The following is a 17,353-nucleotide window of genomic DNA, read 5'->3' on the forward strand; positions in this document are numbered from 1 at the left end:
GGAGCCAGACGTACAATCAACTGCTTTACGGAGACGTTATGCAACAGTCTACCCCTTATCTTTCGTTTCGCGGCATCAGCAAAACCTTCCCCGGTGTGAAGGCGCTCAGCGACATCAGTTTTGATTGTCATGCCGGGCAAGTTCACGCGTTGATGGGCGAAAATGGCGCGGGTAAATCGACACTATTAAAAATCCTCAGCGGTAACTATGCGCCAACCAGCGGCACGCTGGCGATCAAAGGCGAAGAAGTGGCGTTTGCCGACACCACCGCCGCGTTGAACGCGGGCGTGGCCATCATTTACCAGGAGTTGCATCTGGTGCCGGAAATGACCGTCGCCGAGAACATCTATCTGGGGCAGCTGCCGCATAAAAGCGGCATTGTGAACCGCTCATTACTCAATTACGAAGCGGGTTTACAGCTTGAACATCTGGGGTTGGATATCGACCCGCAAACACCGTTGAAGTATCTCTCCATTGGTCAATGGCAGATGGTTGAAATCGCCAAAGCGCTGGCGCGTAACGCCAAAATTATCGCTTTCGATGAACCGACCAGTTCCCTCTCCGCGCGTGAAATCGACAACCTGTTTCGCGTGATCCGCGAGCTGCGCAAAGAAGGGCGCGTCATTCTGTATGTTTCTCATCGTATGGAAGAGATTTTCGCCCTCAGCGATGCGATTACGGTGTTTAAAGATGGTCACTATGTGCGCACCTTTACGGATATGGAACAAGTCAACCATGACCAACTGGTGCAGGCGATGGTCGGGCGTGAATTAGGCGATATCTATGGCTGGCAGCCGCGGGAATATGGCGAGCAGCGTTTGCGGCTGGAACAGGTGAAAGCGCCCGGTGTGCGCACGCCGATTAGCCTGAGCGTGCGCAGCGGTGAAATTGTCGGTCTGTTCGGGCTGGTGGGTGCCGGACGCAGCGAATTGATGAAAGGGCTGTTCGGCGGCACGCAGATCACCGAAGGGCAGGTATTTATCGACGGGGAAGCCGTCTCAATCCAGAAACCGGCGCAGGCGATTCGCGCGGGCATGATGTTATGCCCGGAAGACCGCAAAGCGGAAGGCATTATCCCGGTGCATTCGGTGCAGGAGAACATCAATATCAGTGCGCGGCGCAAATACATTCATGCCGGTTGTCTGATTAACAACAGTTGGGAGAGTGATAACGCGGAGCATCATATTCGTGCGCTCAATATCAAAACCCCGGGCGCCGATCAGCTCATTATGAATCTCTCCGGCGGGAACCAGCAGAAAGCCATTCTCGGGCGCTGGCTGTCGGAAGAGATGAAAGTCATTTTGCTCGACGAGCCGACGCGCGGCATTGATGTCGGGGCGAAGCATGAAATCTACAACGTCATTTACGCGCTGGCCGCCCGCGGTGTTGCGGTGCTGTTTGCCTCAAGCGACTTACCAGAAGTGATTGGCGTGGCCGATCGCATTGTGGTGATGCGTGAAGGGGAGATTGCCGGTGAGTTGCTGCACGGTCAGGGCGATGAACAGCAGGTGCTAAGCCTTGCGATGCCTAAAGTTAGCCAGGCTGTCGCCTGAGTGAGGAGAATACGATGTCATCTTTAACTACGTCCCGCGCGCCAAAGTCGAAGTCGCCGTTCAGCTTCGGGCGCATCTGGGATCAGTTCGGCATGCTGGTGGTGTTCGCCGTGCTGTTCCTCGGCTGCGCGATTTTTGTGCCGAACTTCGCCTCCTTCGTCAATATGAAAGGGCTGGGGTTGGCGATTTCCATGTCCGGCATGGTGGCCTGCGGCATGCTTTTTTGCCTGGCATCAGGGGATTTTGACCTCTCTGTCGCCTCGGTGATTGCCTGCGCCGGTGTCACCACCGCTGTGGTTATTAACCTCAGCGAAAGCTTGTGGATTGGCGTCTTCGCCGGTTTGTTGCTCGGCGTGGTCAGCGGTTTTATTAACGGCTTTGTGATTGCTCGCCTGAAGATCAACGCCCTGATTACCACCCTTGCCACCATGCAAATTGTGCGCGGGCTGGCGTATATCATTTCCGACGGGAAAGCGGTGGGCATTGAAGACGAGCGCTTCTTTACGCTCGGCTATGCCAATTGGTTTGGTTTGCCAGCGCCGATCTGGCTGACGGTCGGCTGCCTGATTATTTTTGGCTTCCTGCTTAACAAAACCACCTTTGGCCGCAATACGCTGGCGATTGGCGGGAATGAAGAAGCCGCGCGGCTGGCGGGTGTGCCGGTGGTCAGAACCAAAATCATCATCTTTGTGCTGTCGGGGTTAGTGTCGGCAGCGGCGGGGATTATTCTCGCTTCGCGTATGACCAGCGGCCAACCGATGACCTCAATTGGCTATGAGCTGATTGTGATTTCCGCCTGTGTGCTCGGCGGCGTATCGCTGAAAGGCGGCATCGGCAAAATCTCTTACGTGGTGGCAGGGATTTTGATTCTTGGCACAGTGGAAAATGCCATGAACCTGTTAAACATCTCACCGTTCTCGCAATATGTGGTGCGCGGTTTGATCCTACTGGCGGCGGTGATTTTTGACCGCTACAAACAAAAAGCCAAACGCACCGTCTAGCGCTATTTACTTGTATTTTAGAGACAACCTTTCAGTTTACTTCCCTTGCTTACCAGCCGCTAACCCGGCTGGTAACGCATTCTTAAAATGGCGAGCGCCGTCACACTGTCTATACTTACATGGCTAATGATAATGAGACGTTAGTGATAAACGGCTCTCATGATAACTGTAAGGAGGAAACCAGGGTGGAAGACGCGTTATCTATACCGCCTCTCTTTTCCGGTAATTTTGCCTTTTTTTTCGATTTGGATGGCACCCTCGCCGACATCAAACCACGCCCGGAAGATGTCTTTGTTCCAGATGATGTGCTGGCGAGACTTTCATTGCTTGCAAAGATGAACAGCGGGGCGCTGGCGTTGATTTCAGGGCGTTCAATTAACGAGCTTGAACAGCTTGTTAAACCTTATCGCTTCCCCCTTGCCGGGGTGCATGGGGCCGAGCGCCGCGATATCAATGGTCAAACCGAGCGAGTCACACTACCGAAAGAGGTGTTAATACCACTGGAGCAGGCGCTCCAGCAGGGGCTGTCGTCTCTTGACGGCGTCAAACTTGAAGCCAAAGGCATGGCGTTTGCTTTGCATTACCGTCAGGCGCCGCAACATGAAGAGGCGGTTTTTGCGCTGGCGAAAAAAATGGTTGAGCACTTCCCGCAACTGGCGATGCAGCCGGGCAAATGCGTGGTTGAACTCAAACCGTCCGGCATTCATAAGGGCGCAGCCATAGAGGCTTTTTTACGTACTCCGCCATTCGCCGGCAGGACACCGGTGTTTCTGGGTGACGATCTGACCGATGAGCATGGTTTTAAAGCCGTCAATAAACTGGGCGGCGTCTCGATAAAAGTCGGCAGCGGCGCGACGCAAGCGCAGTGGCGGCTGGCCGATGTCGGGGATGTTTATCAGTGGCTGGAACGTATAACCGACCATCAACAACAACAAGAAAAGGCGCTAACAAACAGGAGAGATGGCTATGAGTCGCTTAGTCGTAGTATCTAATCGTATTGCACCGCCTGATGATAAAAAGTCCAGCGCTGGCGGGCTGGCTGTAGGGATTCTGGGCGCATTGAAAGCGACCGGTGGGCTATGGTTTGGCTGGAGCGGTGAAATTGGCGATGAGGATAAACCGCTAAAAAAGGTGACAAAGGGCAACATTACCTGGGCCTCTTTTAACCTCAGTGAAGAGCATTACGATCAGTATTATTCGCAGTTTTCCAACGCCGTGTTATGGCCCGCTTTCCACTACCGTCTGGATTTAGTCAAATATCAGCGCGAAGCCTGGGATGGCTATCAGGAAGTCAATGCGTTGCTGGCGGACAAACTGCTGCCGCTGTTGAAAGAGGACGATATTCTGTGGGTCCATGATTATCACTTGTTGCCGTTCGCCAGTGAGCTGCGCCAACGCGGTGTGAACAACCAAATCGGCTTCTTCCTGCATATCCCTTTCCCGACACCGGAGATCTTCAACGCGTTACCGCCACATGCGGAATTGCTGGAACAACTGTGTGATTACGATCTGCTGGGCTTCCAGACGGAAAGTGACCGCCTGGCGTTCCTTGACAGCTTGTCGATGCAAACGCGGCTGACTACGCGTCACGGGAAAGAGCATGTGGCGTGGGGCAAAAGCTTCCGCACCGAGGTCTACCCGATTGGTATCGAGCCGAAAGAGATTGCCCAGCAGGCCGCTGGTCCGTTGCCACCAAAGCTGGCGCAACTGAAGAACGAACTGAAGAATGTGAAGAACATCTTCTCGGTTGAGCGTTTGGATTACTCCAAAGGTTTGCCGGAGCGCTTCCTTGCCTATGAAACCCTGCTGGAGAAGTTCCCGCAGCATCACGGCAAAATCCGTTATACGCAGATTGCGCCGACTTCCCGTGGCGAAGTGCAGGCGTATCAAGACATTCGGCATCAACTGGAGACGGAAGCAGGGCGCATTAACGGTAAATACGGCCAGCTTGGTTGGACGCCGCTTTATTACCTCAACCAGCATTTTGATCGCAAAGTGCTGATGAAAGTGTTCCGTTACGCGGAAGTCGGGTTGGTGACGCCGCTACGCGATGGCATGAACCTGGTGGCGAAAGAGTATGTTGCCGCGCAGGATCCGGCAGACCCTGGCGTATTGGTGTTATCGCAATTCGCCGGTGCGGCCAACGAGTTAACTTCCGCGCTGCTGGTTAACCCTTACGATCGCGATGATGTGGCGGCGGCAATGGATCGCGCTTTGCGCATGCCGCTGGCGGAACGTATTTCCCGTCACGCCGAAATGCTGAAAGTCATCAAAGAAAACGATATTGAACACTGGCAGCAGAGGTTTCTCAGCGATCTAAAGCAGATCACGCCACGTAGCGCGCAGAGTCAGCTACAAAGTAAAGTGGCGACGTTCCCCAAACTAGCCTGATCTAAAAACGCTCCCGCTTCGGTGGGAGCGTTTCGTTTACTCCCGCAACGGTACCAGCAGCACATCCACTTCACTGGCATGCACAATGCTTTTCGCCGAACAGGCGGCACGCGAAAAAAACGTCTGGTTATGATTCCCGCACACCACTAAATCGACCCCTTCATTGCGACAGGTATGCAGGATATGTTCACTCAGTTCGCCGGAAGCAATCAGCGCGCGTTCGATAGGATAATTTGCGTTTTTGATGAGTTCGTCGAGAAACTGCTGCGTCTCTTCCTGCAACACTTCACGTACATTTTCCATCATCGGCGCGGCCAGGTGGTTATACAGCTCTGGGTCTGAAGCCAGGGTAATCAGGCTAATGCGGGCATTAAAAGGGCGGGCAATATCAATGGCTTTCGCCAGTAATTGTTGGCTTTCTGGCGTGACGGCTACAGCGACCAGAAGATGAGCATAATTCATTCCTCACTCCCCGTGGCAATCAAGATTTTCTCACCATTACTCCGTTTGTCGAGCCAGTGCAACCCACGAATATGACAGGTCTGTGAAGGTAATCATAAATATTCATTAATTATTCTTAATAAATGACCTGGTCGCGCTTTAACCGTGTTAATCGAATTTAGAGTCTTAACCTAAATTCAAAGAATTTACGGTTAGATTGTTAAATTATCAATCGTACCGATTAACAAATTTGAAATGGTCACTTTGGTTAATTAATTAGCGATGCTTAAATCTTAATCTATTGTTTTATATGTATTTTTATTTTTGTCTCTGAGTTAGATACGGTTTGTTAAATGTTAACTGATTGGTATCGAACACCTCAGACCAGTTGATGCATTCCCGCTGTGTTTTGCATGAGTATTCGGATAATTGGAATAGAAAAGAGGGTTAATAGAACAAAAAACAATCAACTCACAAGCGGGACTGATAGATTTCTTGTCCATAATCACTTAAATTATGTGACGTGGATCACAAAAATTTCAAATTTTCACACTAGTCAGATTGTATGTGTCAGCACCTACGAGTACAGTTGCGTCGAATTAGGAAAAATCTTAGTTCTTTGTAAGAAATGATTAAGAGCGTAGCAAGGTATTAACATTTGAGCGAAGCGCCTTGCTCGCGAGATCCTAAGTCAGTTATGCATTTGGCCTTTCTTTTTTATACCGGGTTTTTTCCCGGCGACATCACGGGGTGCGGTTCCACCGCATAAGTACAAGTTGGTTATTCGGGATGGGAAAAATGCATACATCCGAGTTGCTGAAACACGTTTATGACATCAATCTGTCGTATTTACTTCTTGCTCAGCGTCTGATCAGCCAGGACAAAGCGTCCGCCATGTTCCGTCTCGGTATTAATGAAGAGATGGCGACTACACTGGGTGAGTTAACCCTGCCACAAATGGTTAAATTAGCTGAAACTAATCAGCTGATCTGCCAGTTCCGTTTTGACAGTCATCAGACTATTACTCGTCTGACCCAAGAATCTCGCGTGGATGATTTGCAGCAAGTCCACACCGGTATTTTACTTTCAACGCGCCTGCTCAACGAATCAACTCAAACCGGCGACGCGGCCAGGAAGAAAAGGGCTTAACCATGAGCGAGAAGAGCATTGTTCAGGAAGCACGCGATATTCAGTTAGCAATGGAACTGATTACGCTGGGTGCGCGTTTACAAATGCTGGAGAGTGAGACGCAGCTTAGCCGTGGTCGTCTTATCAAACTTTATAAAGAGTTGCGTGGTAGCCCACCGCCAAAAGGCATGCTGCCATTCTCCACCGACTGGTTTATGACCTGGGAACAAAATATCCACGCGTCGATGTTCTGTAACGCCTGGCAGTTTTTGTTAAAGACCGGTCTTTGCAGCGGCGTTGACGCAGTCATCAAAGCCTACCGACTTTATCTCGAACAATGCCCTCAAGCTGAGGAAGGACCACTGCTGGCGCTGACTCGCGCCTGGACATTGGTTCGTTTCGTGGAGAGCGGATTGCTGGAGTTGTCACGCTGTAATTGCTGCGGTGGTAATTTTATTACTCATGCGCATCAGCCTGTTGGGAGTTTCGCCTGCAGTTTATGCCAGCCGCCGTCTCGCGCGGTAAAAAGACGTAAACTTTCCGGTGATGCTGCCGATATTATTCCACAACTGCTGGATGAACAGATCGCAAAGGCTGTTTAACCGAACCAGGTGGAAAAACACTCCAGCAGCGGTGCATTTATGCCGCTGCTTTTTTTTTACCTGTTATTCGTTAAACCCCTCCGAAATGTTTATCCCGAGCCTTAGTCATTAGCAGAAGGATGATGTCGTGCTTATCGTTTTAGGTTACCTGGTTGTTCTTGGTGCAGTCTTCGGCGGTTATATTATGACCGGCGGGGAACTTGGCGCACTTTATCAACCGTCTGAACTGCTCATCATCGGTGGCGCGGGGGTAGGTGCATTTATCGTAGGCAACAACGGGAAAGCCATCAGAGGAACGCTGAAAGCGATGCCTTTGCTGTTTCGCCGTTCGAAATATACAAAAAGTATGTATATGGACTTGCTGGCACTGCTCTATCGCCTGATGGCGAAGTCGCGCCAACAAGGGATGTTCTCTTTAGAGCGGGATATTGAAAACCCGAAAGAGAGCGAAATTTTCGCCAGCTATCCGCGCATTTTAGCGGACGCAACGATGCTGGAATTTATTGTCGATTACCTGCGTCTGATCATCAGCGGCAACATGAACACCTTCGAAATCGAAGCACTGATGGATGAAGAGATCGAAACCCACGAAAGTGAAGCGGAAGTCCCGGCTAACGCCCTGTCGGCGGTGGGCGACTCGCTTCCGGCGTTCGGTATCGTCGCGGCAGTCATGGGCGTGGTTCACGCGCTGGCTTCGGCAGATCGTCCGGCCGCTGAACTGGGCGCGTTGATTGCGCACGCCATGGTCGGAACATTCCTCGGCATTTTGTTGGCATACGGTTTTATCTCTCCACTGGCCAGCGTTTTGCGCCAGAAGAGTGCCGAAACCGCCAAAATGATGCAGTGTGTGAAAATCACACTGCTGTCGAACCTGAATGGTTATGCGCCGCCAATCGCCGTCGAATTTGGTCGTAAAACGCTGTACTCCAGCGAGCGTCCGTCGTTTATCGAACTGGATGAACACGTGCGTGCGGTCCGCAATCCTAACCAACAGACGACCACTGAGGACGCATGAAAAACCAGTCCCATCCGATCGTCGTAGTCAGACGAAAAAAACATAAAGGCCATGGCGGCGGCGGACATGGCTCCTGGAAGATTGCCTATGCCGACTTTATGACGGCGATGATGGCGTTCTTCCTGGTGATGTGGCTGATCTCTATCTCCAGCCCAAAAGAGCTTATCCAGATTGCGGAATATTTCCGTACGCCGCTGGCGACCGCGGTCACGGGTGGGCCGAGAATTTCCAATAGCGACAGCCCGATTCCGGGCGGTGGCGATGACTACACACAGCAACACGGCGAAGTGCAAAAACAGCCGAACATTGATGACTTAAAACGACGCATGGAGCAATCGCGCTTAAGTAAATTGCGCGGTGATTTAGACCAGTTAATTGAGGCCGATCCGAAACTGCGCGCGTTACGCCCGCATTTGAAAATCGACCTCGTGCAGGAAGGCTTGCGCATTCAGATTATCGACAGCCAAAACCGGCCGATGTTTAAAACCGGTAGCGCAGAAGTCGAACCTTATATGCGCGATATTTTACGGGCGATTGCCCCGGTGCTGAACGGCATTCCGAACAAAGTGAGCCTCTCCGGCCACACCGATGATTACCCCTACGCCAATGGCGATAAAGGGTACAGCAACTGGGAGCTGTCTGCCGATCGCGCTAACGCGTCGCGCCGCGAGCTGGTTGCCGGTGGGCTTGATGATGGCAAGGTTCTCCGCGTGGTCGGCATGGCAGCGACAATGCGCCTTGCTGACCGAGGACCGAATGATGCAATTAACCGCCGAATTAGTCTTTTGGTGCTCAACAAACAGGCAGAAGCGGCCATTTTGCATGAGAACGCCGAAAGTCAGAGTGCGCCGATAAGCGCGATTACACAGCCAGAGCCTGCACTCGCCCCCGCGCCAGCGGCTCCGGTAGCAGTTCCTACATCGCCACAAGCCAATCCGAGGTGATAGCGTGAGCATGGATATTAGTGATTTTTACCAAACATTTTTTGATGAGGCTGACGAACTGTTGGCCGATATGGAACAACATTTGTTGGATTTGGTGCCGGAAGCGCCAGATTCAGAACAGCTCAACGCCATCTTCCGTGCCGCACACTCCATTAAAGGTGGTGCGGGAACGTTTGGCTTTACCGTCTTGCAGGAAACCACGCATCTGATGGAAAACCTGCTGGATGAAGCCCGGCGCGGCGAAATGCAGCTTAACACCGACATCATCAACCTGTTTTTGGAAACCAAAGATATTATGCAGGAACAGCTCGACGCCTATAAAAGCTCTCAAGAGCCAGATGCTGCCAGCTTTGAATATATCTGCAATGCCCTGCGCCAGCTGGCGCTGGAAGCGAAAGGAGAAGGTGTTCCTGCGGCCACCAGTGGCGCAAAACTCTCCGTTGTAGAAAGTGCTGCGCTGGCCGCTGACACCACTACCGCACCGCAAGCTGAAAGCGACGGAAAATTGCGCATTGTCCTGACGCGTCTGAAAGAGAACGAAGTCGGGCTGCTGGAAGAAGAACTCGGTAACCTCGGTACCCTGAGCGATGTCGTGAAAGGTGCCGATAGCCTGAGCGCGACCCTCGATGGCGGCATCAGCGAAGACGATATTATCGCCGTGCTGTGCTTTGTTATCGAAGCCGACCAGATTGCGTTTGAAAAAGCCGCCGCCCCGGTCGCCGCTGAAGCGGTGGCTGAAGGTGTTGCTGAAGTCGCAGAAGCACCGGTTGAAGCCGCCGTTCCAGCAACAACACCGGCCACTGCGCCGGTGCTGAAAGCCGTGCCAAAAGAACAACCGGCAGGCCGCGAAAAACCGGCGCGCGGCAGCGAATCCACCAGCATCCGTGTGGCGGTCGAAAAAGTGGATCAGTTGATCAATCTGGTGGGCGAACTGGTGATCACCCAGTCGATGCTGGCCCAGCGCTCAAATGAGCTGGATCCGGTAACGCACGGTGATTTGATCACCAGCATGACCCAGTTGCAGCGCAACGCCCGTGACTTGCAAGAGTCGGTCATGTCCATCCGTATGATGCCGATGGAATATGTCTTCAGCCGCTTCCCGCGTCTGGTGCGCGACCTGGCAAGCAAACTCGACAAACAGGTCGAACTGACGCTGCAAGGTAGCTCGACCGAACTGGATAAGAGCCTGATCGAACGCATTATCGACCCGTTAACGCACCTCGTGCGTAACAGCCTCGACCACGGTATTGAAACGCCGCAAAAACGTGTCGAAGCCGGTAAGTCGCCGACTGGTAACCTGATTCTTTCTGCGGAACACCAGGGCGGCAATATCTGCATCGAAGTGACCGACGATGGCGCAGGTCTTAACCGCGAGCGAATCCTTGCGAAAGCCATTTCGCAAGGGATGGCGGTTAACGAAAACATGACCGATGAAGAAGTCGGGATGCTGATTTTCGCGCCGGGCTTCTCGACTGCAGAACAAGTGACGGACGTTTCTGGCCGTGGTGTCGGGATGGACGTCGTAAAACGTAACATCCAGGAAATGGGTGGCCACGTTGAAATCAAATCGAAGCAAGGCACCGGTACGACCATCCGTATCCTGCTGCCGCTGACGCTGGCGATCCTCGACGGCATGTCAGTGAAAGTGAATAACGAAGTCTTTATTCTGCCGCTCAACGCTGTCATGGAATCCTTGCAGCCGCGCGAAGAAGATCTGCACCCGCTGGCCGGCGGCGAGCGCGTACTGGAAGTGCGCGGCGAATACCTGCCGCTGGTGGAACTGTGGAAAGTGTTTGACGTCATGGGCGCGAAAACCGAAGCCACGCAGGGGATTGTCGTTATTCTGCAAAGCGCAGGTCGTCGCTACGCGTTGTTGGTCGACCAACTGATTGGTCAGCACCAGGTGGTAGTGAAAAACCTGGAAAGTAACTATCGCAAAGTGCCGGGGATTTCTGCCGCCACCATCCTCGGTGATGGTAGTGTCGCGCTGATCGTTGATGTATCAGCGTTGCAGGGGTTGAATCGTGAACATCGTATGGCGCACACAGCCGCCTGATTTAGTTAAAAAGGTATAAAACATGACCGGTATGAGTAATGTAGCAAAACTGGCGGGCGAGCCATCAGGTCAGGAATTCCTGGTATTCACGCTGGGCGATGAAGAGTACGGCATCGATATTCTCAAAGTGCAGGAAATTCGTGGCTATGATCAGGTGACCCGCATCGCCAATACCCCAGACTTTATTAAAGGTGTGACCAACTTGCGCGGCGTGATCGTGCCGATTGTCGACCTGCGCGTGAAGTTCAGCCAGGGCGACGTCGAATACAACGAAAACACGGTGGTCATCGTGCTGAACCTCGGTCAGCGCGTGGTCGGTATCGTGGTGGATGGCGTGTCTGACGTGCTGTCGCTGGCGGCGGACCAGATTCGCCCGGCGCCGGAATTCGCTGTCACCCTGTCGACTGAATACCTGACCGGCCTCGGCGCGCTCGGCGACCGTATGCTGATTCTGGTGAACATCGAAAAACTGCTCAACAGCGACGAAATGGCGCTGCTGGACATCGCGGCGACCCACGTAGCGTAATTTAACGGGCGGGTGAAATAATCATCCGCCCATTTATTTCCCACCCGCCAAACCCCGCTTTACCCTTCAGCAACGCTTAAGCACGATTTACCCTTTCTAATATCTTCTTTTTACACATTTAAATATATTGAGATAATTGTCACATTTTCATGCATATATCGTTTGCAATTGCTGACATTTTTTGCAAAAAGTGCACTTAACCTTCTGAATCTATTCATTAAAAATGTTAACGAGCGCGTTACATTTTCGCGCTTCGTCAAAGTGGTTGAACCCTCCGACGTAAACTAAATTTCAGTTATTCCTGCGTTTTTTTACTTTGTTTCTTTTTTTGCGTTTTTCCCGGGTGACTCATTGATTGGGTAATGAATGGCACACGGCATCTTCGGAGGCGACAACATGAACAGAAAACTTCTTTATGTGCTGGCAAGTGGCGCGCTGGTGATGGTTGGGCAGAATGCTCAGGCGGTCACCAGTAGCGGTACCATTGGTGCAACATTAACGCTGACGAATGGTTGTCTGATTAACGGTTCGCCGAGCCAGAACGGGATCAACTTCGGTACGCTGGATTTTGGTACGCACCCGGCGACCTTCTCGCAGCTCACCACGCAGTTAACCGGCGCCAGCGGCGGTAACAGCTTCGGTATTCAATGTACCACCACCGATTACACCGTGCAGATCACCGGTAACACCAACTCCACCGCGCCGGGTACGGTTATCGGCACGCCGGGCACACCGGCGCGTTATTTGGTTAACGCGGCGAACACCACCCAGGGCGTGGCGTACAGCCTCTACAGCGATAGCGGTTTCAGTAACGTTATCGCCAACAACACCAACATTCCTCGCGCCTCCACCACAGGCGGCGTCGACAACTACACACTCTACGGGCGAATCACCGGAGGCGGGAACAGCGTGACCGTCGTACCAGGGACTTACACCGATACGATTAACGTGAGTGTGACGTACTAAACCTCTTCCTATGAGAAAGGGCAGCGTGCGTGTTTCCCTGCGGGGGAACCGGGGAGTTCTGCGCGCAATTTCAGGGCTGATTCTGCTGGGAATGCTGGCGCGACAAGAAGCGCTCGCGGTGACGACGCAAACATTCACCGTGGGCGCAACAATAACGCCGGGGTGCTCAGTGGTGAGCGGCAGTGGCGGGGCGCTCGGTGCGCTCAATTTTGGCACCCGAACGGGTGTACAAAGCGGGCAGGTGACCACCTCTTTTGTCCCCAACGCCTCACTCTCTTTGGGGTGCACGCCGGGCGTGGCGCTCAGTATGAGCATCAACGGCGGGCAGAATTATTCCACCGTGCGCAATATGCAGCGCAGCGGCGGGACTGAGCGTGTGCCGTACCGCATTTACAGCAGCAGTACGCTGGCGGCGAATACGGAAATTGGCGTCAATCAGGCCGTCTCCGTGGCGTATACCGATGGCAATAACATTTCGCTGGCGATTTTTGGCGCGGCGCAACTCACCGGGTTTAGCCCGGCAGGAAACTATACAGATCAACTGACCGTGACATTGTCATGGTGAAAAGGGAGAAGTGCATGAACGTCACCTCGTCTGCCCGCGCGGCAGGCTTATTGCTGGCGGGCGCGCTGACACTGACGGCGGGAAAAGCGCAAGCAGCGGCAACCATCTTACTCTGGCCCATCGACCCCTGGCTCGGCGCGACAACGAATGCCACCGAATTGTGGATTCAAAATCAGGGCGAAACCCCAGCCACCATGCAGGTGCGCATCGTGCGCTGGACCCAAGAGGGCGGCCTTGAGCGTTACCAGCAACAAAACGATGTGGTCGCCAGCCCGCCTATCGTGCGCATCGACAAAGAGGGAAAACAGCTCATTCGCCTGATCAAACAGGTGCACATCCCCACCGGCAAAGAACAGGCCTACCGAATTATTGTCGATGAGATCCCGCAGCCGGAAGACACCGCAAACCCGCAAATCGGCCTGAAACTGCAAATGCGTTACTCCATTCCACTCTTTGCTTACGGGCAGGGCATCCAAACCAACACCGAAGGCGCACACCATGCGGTGGCCGATCCGGCCAAATTGAGCTGGCGGGTGGTGCGTGACGGTGGTCGTCCGGCGCTCGAAGTCCGTAACGACGGCGATGTTCACGTCCGGTTAAGTAAAGTGCGGGTACGCCAGGGCGGCCAGATGCGGCAAATCGCCGATGGCTTACTCGGTTACGTTCTTCCGCACAGCGCGCGCAGCTGGCCATTGCCGGCCAGTGTTACCAATCCATCGGAGCTGAACGCGACGATTAACGCGCGGGAAGGCCAATGGCAGTCGTCCGCGGGCAACTGATCCTGCCGGTGACAATCATGCTGCTGGGAAGTTCGGCCTGGGCGCAGCAAGGCGACGATGGGTTACCGCCGCCGCCGGATGCGCGGGCGATCAACGAACAGGCTGTTTTTCACTTAGGTCTGGTAATCAACCATTACGACACGCAACAAGTCGTGCCGGTGACCCGGCGGCAGAATGATTTTTACATCTCGAACGCGGATCTGCTGCACGCGGGGATCCCCGCGGAGCATCTGCCGCAGGGCGAAGTCAATCTCTCGACCTTGCCAAATGTGCGCGCCGAATACGACAGCGAAGGCCAGCGCTTATTGCTGACGGTGCCCAAAGAGTGGGTGCCGGAACGCGACACCGCCTTTTCCGGCAATGCAAAACGCAGCGAACCGAAATACGGGCAGGGCGCACTGCTCAACTACGACGTCTATACCAGCACCACGGAACATGCGGGCGGGCAGGCGGCGTTATGGCATGAGTTTCGTTACTTCAACGGCAATGGCACGTTCTCTTCCACCGGTTCGCTGCGCAAAACGATCACTGGCGATATGGAGCAGCAAGAGGGCTATGTGCGTTATGACTCCACCCTCACTTTCCTCGATGAAGATGACGCCACGCAATGGGATGTCGGGGATGTGATAACCGACGCGTTAACCTGGAGCAGCAGCGTGCGCGTGGGGGGCTTGCGTTACGGGCGGGATTTCTCGCTGCGCCCGGATCTGGTGACCTGGCCGATTCCGGCGTTTTCCGGTGAAGCGGCGGTTCCCACTTCGGTCGACGTCTTCATTAATGGTTACCGCGCCGGGAACACACAGATTCAGCCCGGCCCCTTCACACTGACCAACATGCCTTATATCAACGGCGCCGGTGACGCGGTGCTGGTCACGACTGATGCGCTCGGGCGGCAGGTCAGTACCACGTTACCTTTCTATGTCGCCAGCGATCTTCTCAAACCGGGTCTCAGCGATGGCGCGATTACGGTCGGTTCGCTGCGGCGAAATTACGGGGTGGACAATTTTGATTACGGGCCGCTGGTAGGAAGCGGCTCGTATCGTTATGGCGTCAACGATTATTTAACTCTGGAAGCCCACGGCGAAGGGGCCGAGTCGCTGGCGCTTGGCGGCGCGGGCGCGGTGGTAAAACTGGGCCGCTTAGGCGTGGTGAACAGCGCGTGGACGCAAAGCCATATGTACGGCGAAGACGGCAACCAGTTCACCTGGGGTTACCAGTACAACACCAGCCTGTTTAGCGTGAACACGCAACATAGCCGCCGCACGGCGGCGTTCGGCAACCTGGCGCTGTATGACCAAATCGGTAATTACAACGATATGCGTCAGGGCGGGGAGCGAACGCCGATTGCCAGCCTGAGCCGCAATACTGACCAATATTCGCTGACTTTTAATATGGGCAATTACGGTAACGTTGGCGCGGCGTGGATCGGCGTGCGCAGCTTCGACAACGACAAAACCGAACTGCTGAACCTCTCCTGGAGCCGCAACCTGTGGGGCAGCAGCAGTATTTACCTCGCCGCCAGCCGCGATAACCAACAAGGCGACTGGACCTTTGCCATGTCATTGCAAATTCCGATCGGCGAAACCGACAGCGCCGCCATCACCATGGAGAAAACGCCGGATGCAGGCAGTACGCAGCGGATCAACTACAACCACGTGATGCCGACAGACGGCGGCTTTAGCTGGAACATGGCGCTGGCACGTCAGGCGGATAATAAAACGTACCAGCAAGGCACACTTGGCTGGCGCAATAATAAAGTCGAATTGCAGGGCGGCGCATATGGTGAGCGCGACATGATGACCTGGTGGGGCGAAGCGCTCGGTTCCGTGGTGCTGATGGACGGCCAGGTGTTTGCTGCCAACCGCATCAACGACGCCTTTGCGGTGATCAGCACCGGCGGGCACGCCAACGTGCCGGTGAATTATGAAAACCAGCCGGTCGGCGTAACCGACGACAATGGTTATCTGCTGGTCAGCGGCGTGTCGGCCTATTACCCGGCCAGTTACAGCATCGACACGCTCAATCTCCCGGCGGATACTCGCCTGAAAGACACCGAACGGAAAATCTCCCTGCGCCGCCACAGTGGTTACCTGGTGGAATTCCCGATGGTGCAGGAGCGCGTCGCCAGCGTGATTTTGCATGACGAAAACGGCGAGGCGATTCCGGTTGCCAGCCTGGTGGATCGCACAGGTAAAGCCACCGCCATCGTTGGCTATGACGGCATCGCCTGGCTGGAAACGCTTGACGATGTTAACCCGCTGCATGTCCGCTTGCCGGAAGGGGGAAGCTGCGATGCGAGTTTCACGGTCGCTCCCAATCCCGAACATAAATTGCAGACCTACGGGCCGCTTACCTGCCGGAGGAATCCATAATGCGTCGGCTTCTCTTTTTCATTTTACTGTTCTGTACCGGCCAGGCCTGGTCGGCGTGCACCGTCAGCACCACCAACGGCGCATTCGGCACCGTCACCTCGTTTGTGCTCAACGCTACCGCGCAGAGCACCACCGCTAACTTGATTTTGCAATGCGATGCGACGCTCAACCTGCTCACCAACGACTCGGCGACGCTGACATTAATTGGCGCATCGGCCACCGCGACCAACCGTGGGGTGATGAAACGCACCGATGACGCGACCGTCGCGGATACCATCCCGATTCGCGTCTGCGGGCAGGCGAACTGTGCCAATAACAGCGAGGCGGTGATCGGCGGTACGGGCTACACCTGGAGTGGCCCGACGCTGCTGGCGCTGCTCGGTTCGAAAACCTATACGTTGCCACTCTATTTTATGACCGTGCCGGGGCAGAATGTCTCTGCCGGGCCGTACCGGGTGACGCTTAACTTCAGCGTCGCTTATAACATCTGTGCTGTTGGTCTGCTGGGGCTGTGTTCCACGGCGCAAGTCGGTACCGCCTCGACCAGCACACAAATAACCGGCACCATCACCAACGACTGCACCACCATCAGCGCGCCGAACGTCAATTTTGGTAGCGCGCCGCTGGTGCGCTCTTTCCCGACCATTTCGCAATCCATCGCCATTACCTGTACCAAAGGCAGCACCTATACGGTCGGTATCAATAACGGTCTTTATGCCAACGGCAGCGTGCGCAATATGGCGAGCGGCAGCAATCGCCTGAGTTATGAGATTTACAAAGCGGGAACCACCAGCCGCTGGGGAAGTGTCGGCGCCGATCGCTGGTCGAGCGGCGTGTCATCGCAAGTCAGTACCGACGGCTTGTTACGTACCTACAATTACACCGCGCAGGTGCTGACGTCGCAGACCACACCGCCGGGAGGAACCTACAGCGATACGTTGACTGTCGATATCACTTTTTAAGCGACAATTTAATTCCCTTTCGCAAATGTAAAGTTCCCTGGCCGGATGCCGA

General features: G+C 54.2%; 16 protein-coding genes. 15 read left to right on the top strand and 1 reads right to left on the bottom strand.

Features of this window, described 5'->3' with window-relative positions; all coding sequences use genetic code 11:
- Window positions 1-38 precede the first annotated feature (38 nt).
- From araG to otsA, 4 genes are all read left to right on the top strand, one after another.
- Window positions 39-1,553 carry an L-arabinose ABC transporter ATP-binding protein AraG gene (gene araG, locus AAEY27_RS09280; RefSeq protein WP_342324849.1) on the top strand — a complete coding sequence of 505 codons (1,515 nt, stop codon included), beginning with the start codon at window positions 39-41 and terminating at the stop codon, window positions 1,551-1,553.
- A gap of 14 nt (window positions 1,554-1,567) precedes the next feature.
- Entirely contained in the window at window positions 1,568-2,554 is a 987-nt protein-coding gene (gene araH / locus AAEY27_RS09285) for an L-arabinose ABC transporter permease AraH (RefSeq protein ID WP_342324850.1), read from the top strand.
- 185 nt (window positions 2,555-2,739) lie between these two features.
- Complete coding sequence (otsB, locus tag AAEY27_RS09290) at window positions 2,740-3,546, top strand: trehalose-phosphatase (RefSeq protein WP_342324851.1); 807 nt, start codon at window positions 2,740-2,742, stop codon at window positions 3,544-3,546.
- A complete protein-coding gene (otsA, locus tag AAEY27_RS09295) occupies window positions 3,521-4,945 on the top strand; it encodes an alpha,alpha-trehalose-phosphate synthase (RefSeq protein ID WP_342324853.1) in 1,425 nt (474 codons plus the stop codon). The genes otsB and otsA overlap by 26 nt, the downstream gene beginning before the upstream one ends.
- A 36-nt stretch (window positions 4,946-4,981) precedes the next feature.
- Here otsA and uspC read toward each other — a convergent pair whose 3' ends face one another.
- Window positions 4,982-5,407, bottom strand: coding sequence for a universal stress protein UspC (gene uspC, locus AAEY27_RS09300; protein ID WP_342324854.1), 426 nt, complete (start codon window positions 5,405-5,407; stop codon window positions 4,982-4,984).
- Window positions 5,408-6,184: 777 nt separating this feature from the next.
- On the opposite strand from uspC, the gene flhD reads away from it, so the two are divergent.
- From flhD to AAEY27_RS09355, 11 genes are all read left to right on the top strand, one after another.
- Window positions 6,185-6,535: a flagellar transcriptional regulator FlhD gene (gene flhD / locus AAEY27_RS09305; RefSeq protein ID WP_342324856.1), complete on the top strand. Its 351-nt coding sequence runs from the start codon at window positions 6,185-6,187 to the stop codon at window positions 6,533-6,535.
- A gap of 2 nt (window positions 6,536-6,537) precedes the next feature.
- Window positions 6,538-7,116, top strand: a complete 579-nt coding sequence (gene flhC, locus AAEY27_RS09310; protein WP_342324858.1) for a flagellar transcriptional regulator FlhC — start codon at window positions 6,538-6,540, stop codon at window positions 7,114-7,116.
- 127 nt (window positions 7,117-7,243) lie between these two features.
- Window positions 7,244-8,131: a flagellar motor stator protein MotA gene (motA, locus tag AAEY27_RS09315; RefSeq protein WP_342324860.1), complete on the top strand. Its 888-nt coding sequence runs from the start codon at window positions 7,244-7,246 to the stop codon at window positions 8,129-8,131.
- On the top strand, window positions 8,128-9,075 hold the full coding sequence (gene motB, locus AAEY27_RS09320; RefSeq protein ID WP_342324862.1) for a flagellar motor protein MotB: 948 nt from the start codon (window positions 8,128-8,130) through the stop codon (window positions 9,073-9,075). Before motA ends, motB begins: the two co-directional genes overlap by 4 nt.
- A gap of 4 nt (window positions 9,076-9,079) precedes the next feature.
- Window positions 9,080-11,131 carry a chemotaxis protein CheA gene (gene cheA / locus AAEY27_RS09325; protein ID WP_342324864.1) on the top strand — a complete coding sequence of 684 codons (2,052 nt, stop codon included), beginning with the start codon at window positions 9,080-9,082 and terminating at the stop codon, window positions 11,129-11,131.
- A gap of 22 nt (window positions 11,132-11,153) precedes the next feature.
- Window positions 11,154-11,657, top strand: a complete 504-nt coding sequence (gene cheW / locus AAEY27_RS09330) for a chemotaxis protein CheW (protein ID WP_342324866.1) — start codon at window positions 11,154-11,156, stop codon at window positions 11,655-11,657.
- Window positions 11,658-12,053: 396 nt separating this feature from the next.
- Entirely contained in the window at window positions 12,054-12,623 is a 570-nt protein-coding gene (locus AAEY27_RS09335; protein WP_342324868.1) for a Csu type fimbrial protein, read from the top strand.
- Between the two features lie 25 nt (window positions 12,624-12,648).
- A complete protein-coding gene (locus AAEY27_RS09340) occupies window positions 12,649-13,188 on the top strand; it encodes a Csu type fimbrial protein (RefSeq protein ID WP_425294660.1) in 540 nt (179 codons plus the stop codon).
- 14 nt (window positions 13,189-13,202) lie between these two features.
- Window positions 13,203-13,967: a fimbrial biogenesis chaperone gene (locus AAEY27_RS09345; RefSeq protein WP_342324870.1), complete on the top strand. Its 765-nt coding sequence runs from the start codon at window positions 13,203-13,205 to the stop codon at window positions 13,965-13,967.
- Window positions 13,943-16,339, top strand: coding sequence for a fimbria/pilus outer membrane usher protein (locus AAEY27_RS09350; protein WP_342324872.1), 2,397 nt, complete (start codon window positions 13,943-13,945; stop codon window positions 16,337-16,339). Before AAEY27_RS09345 ends, AAEY27_RS09350 begins: the two co-directional genes overlap by 25 nt.
- On the top strand, window positions 16,339-17,301 hold the full coding sequence (locus AAEY27_RS09355; RefSeq protein ID WP_342324874.1) for a Csu type fimbrial protein: 963 nt from the start codon (window positions 16,339-16,341) through the stop codon (window positions 17,299-17,301). The genes AAEY27_RS09350 and AAEY27_RS09355 overlap by 1 nt, the downstream gene beginning before the upstream one ends.
- Window positions 17,302-17,353 lie beyond the last annotated feature (52 nt).

This window comes from Kosakonia sp. BYX6 (genome assembly GCF_038449125.1).
GTDB lineage: Bacteria > Pseudomonadota > Gammaproteobacteria > Enterobacterales > Enterobacteriaceae > Kosakonia > Kosakonia calanthes.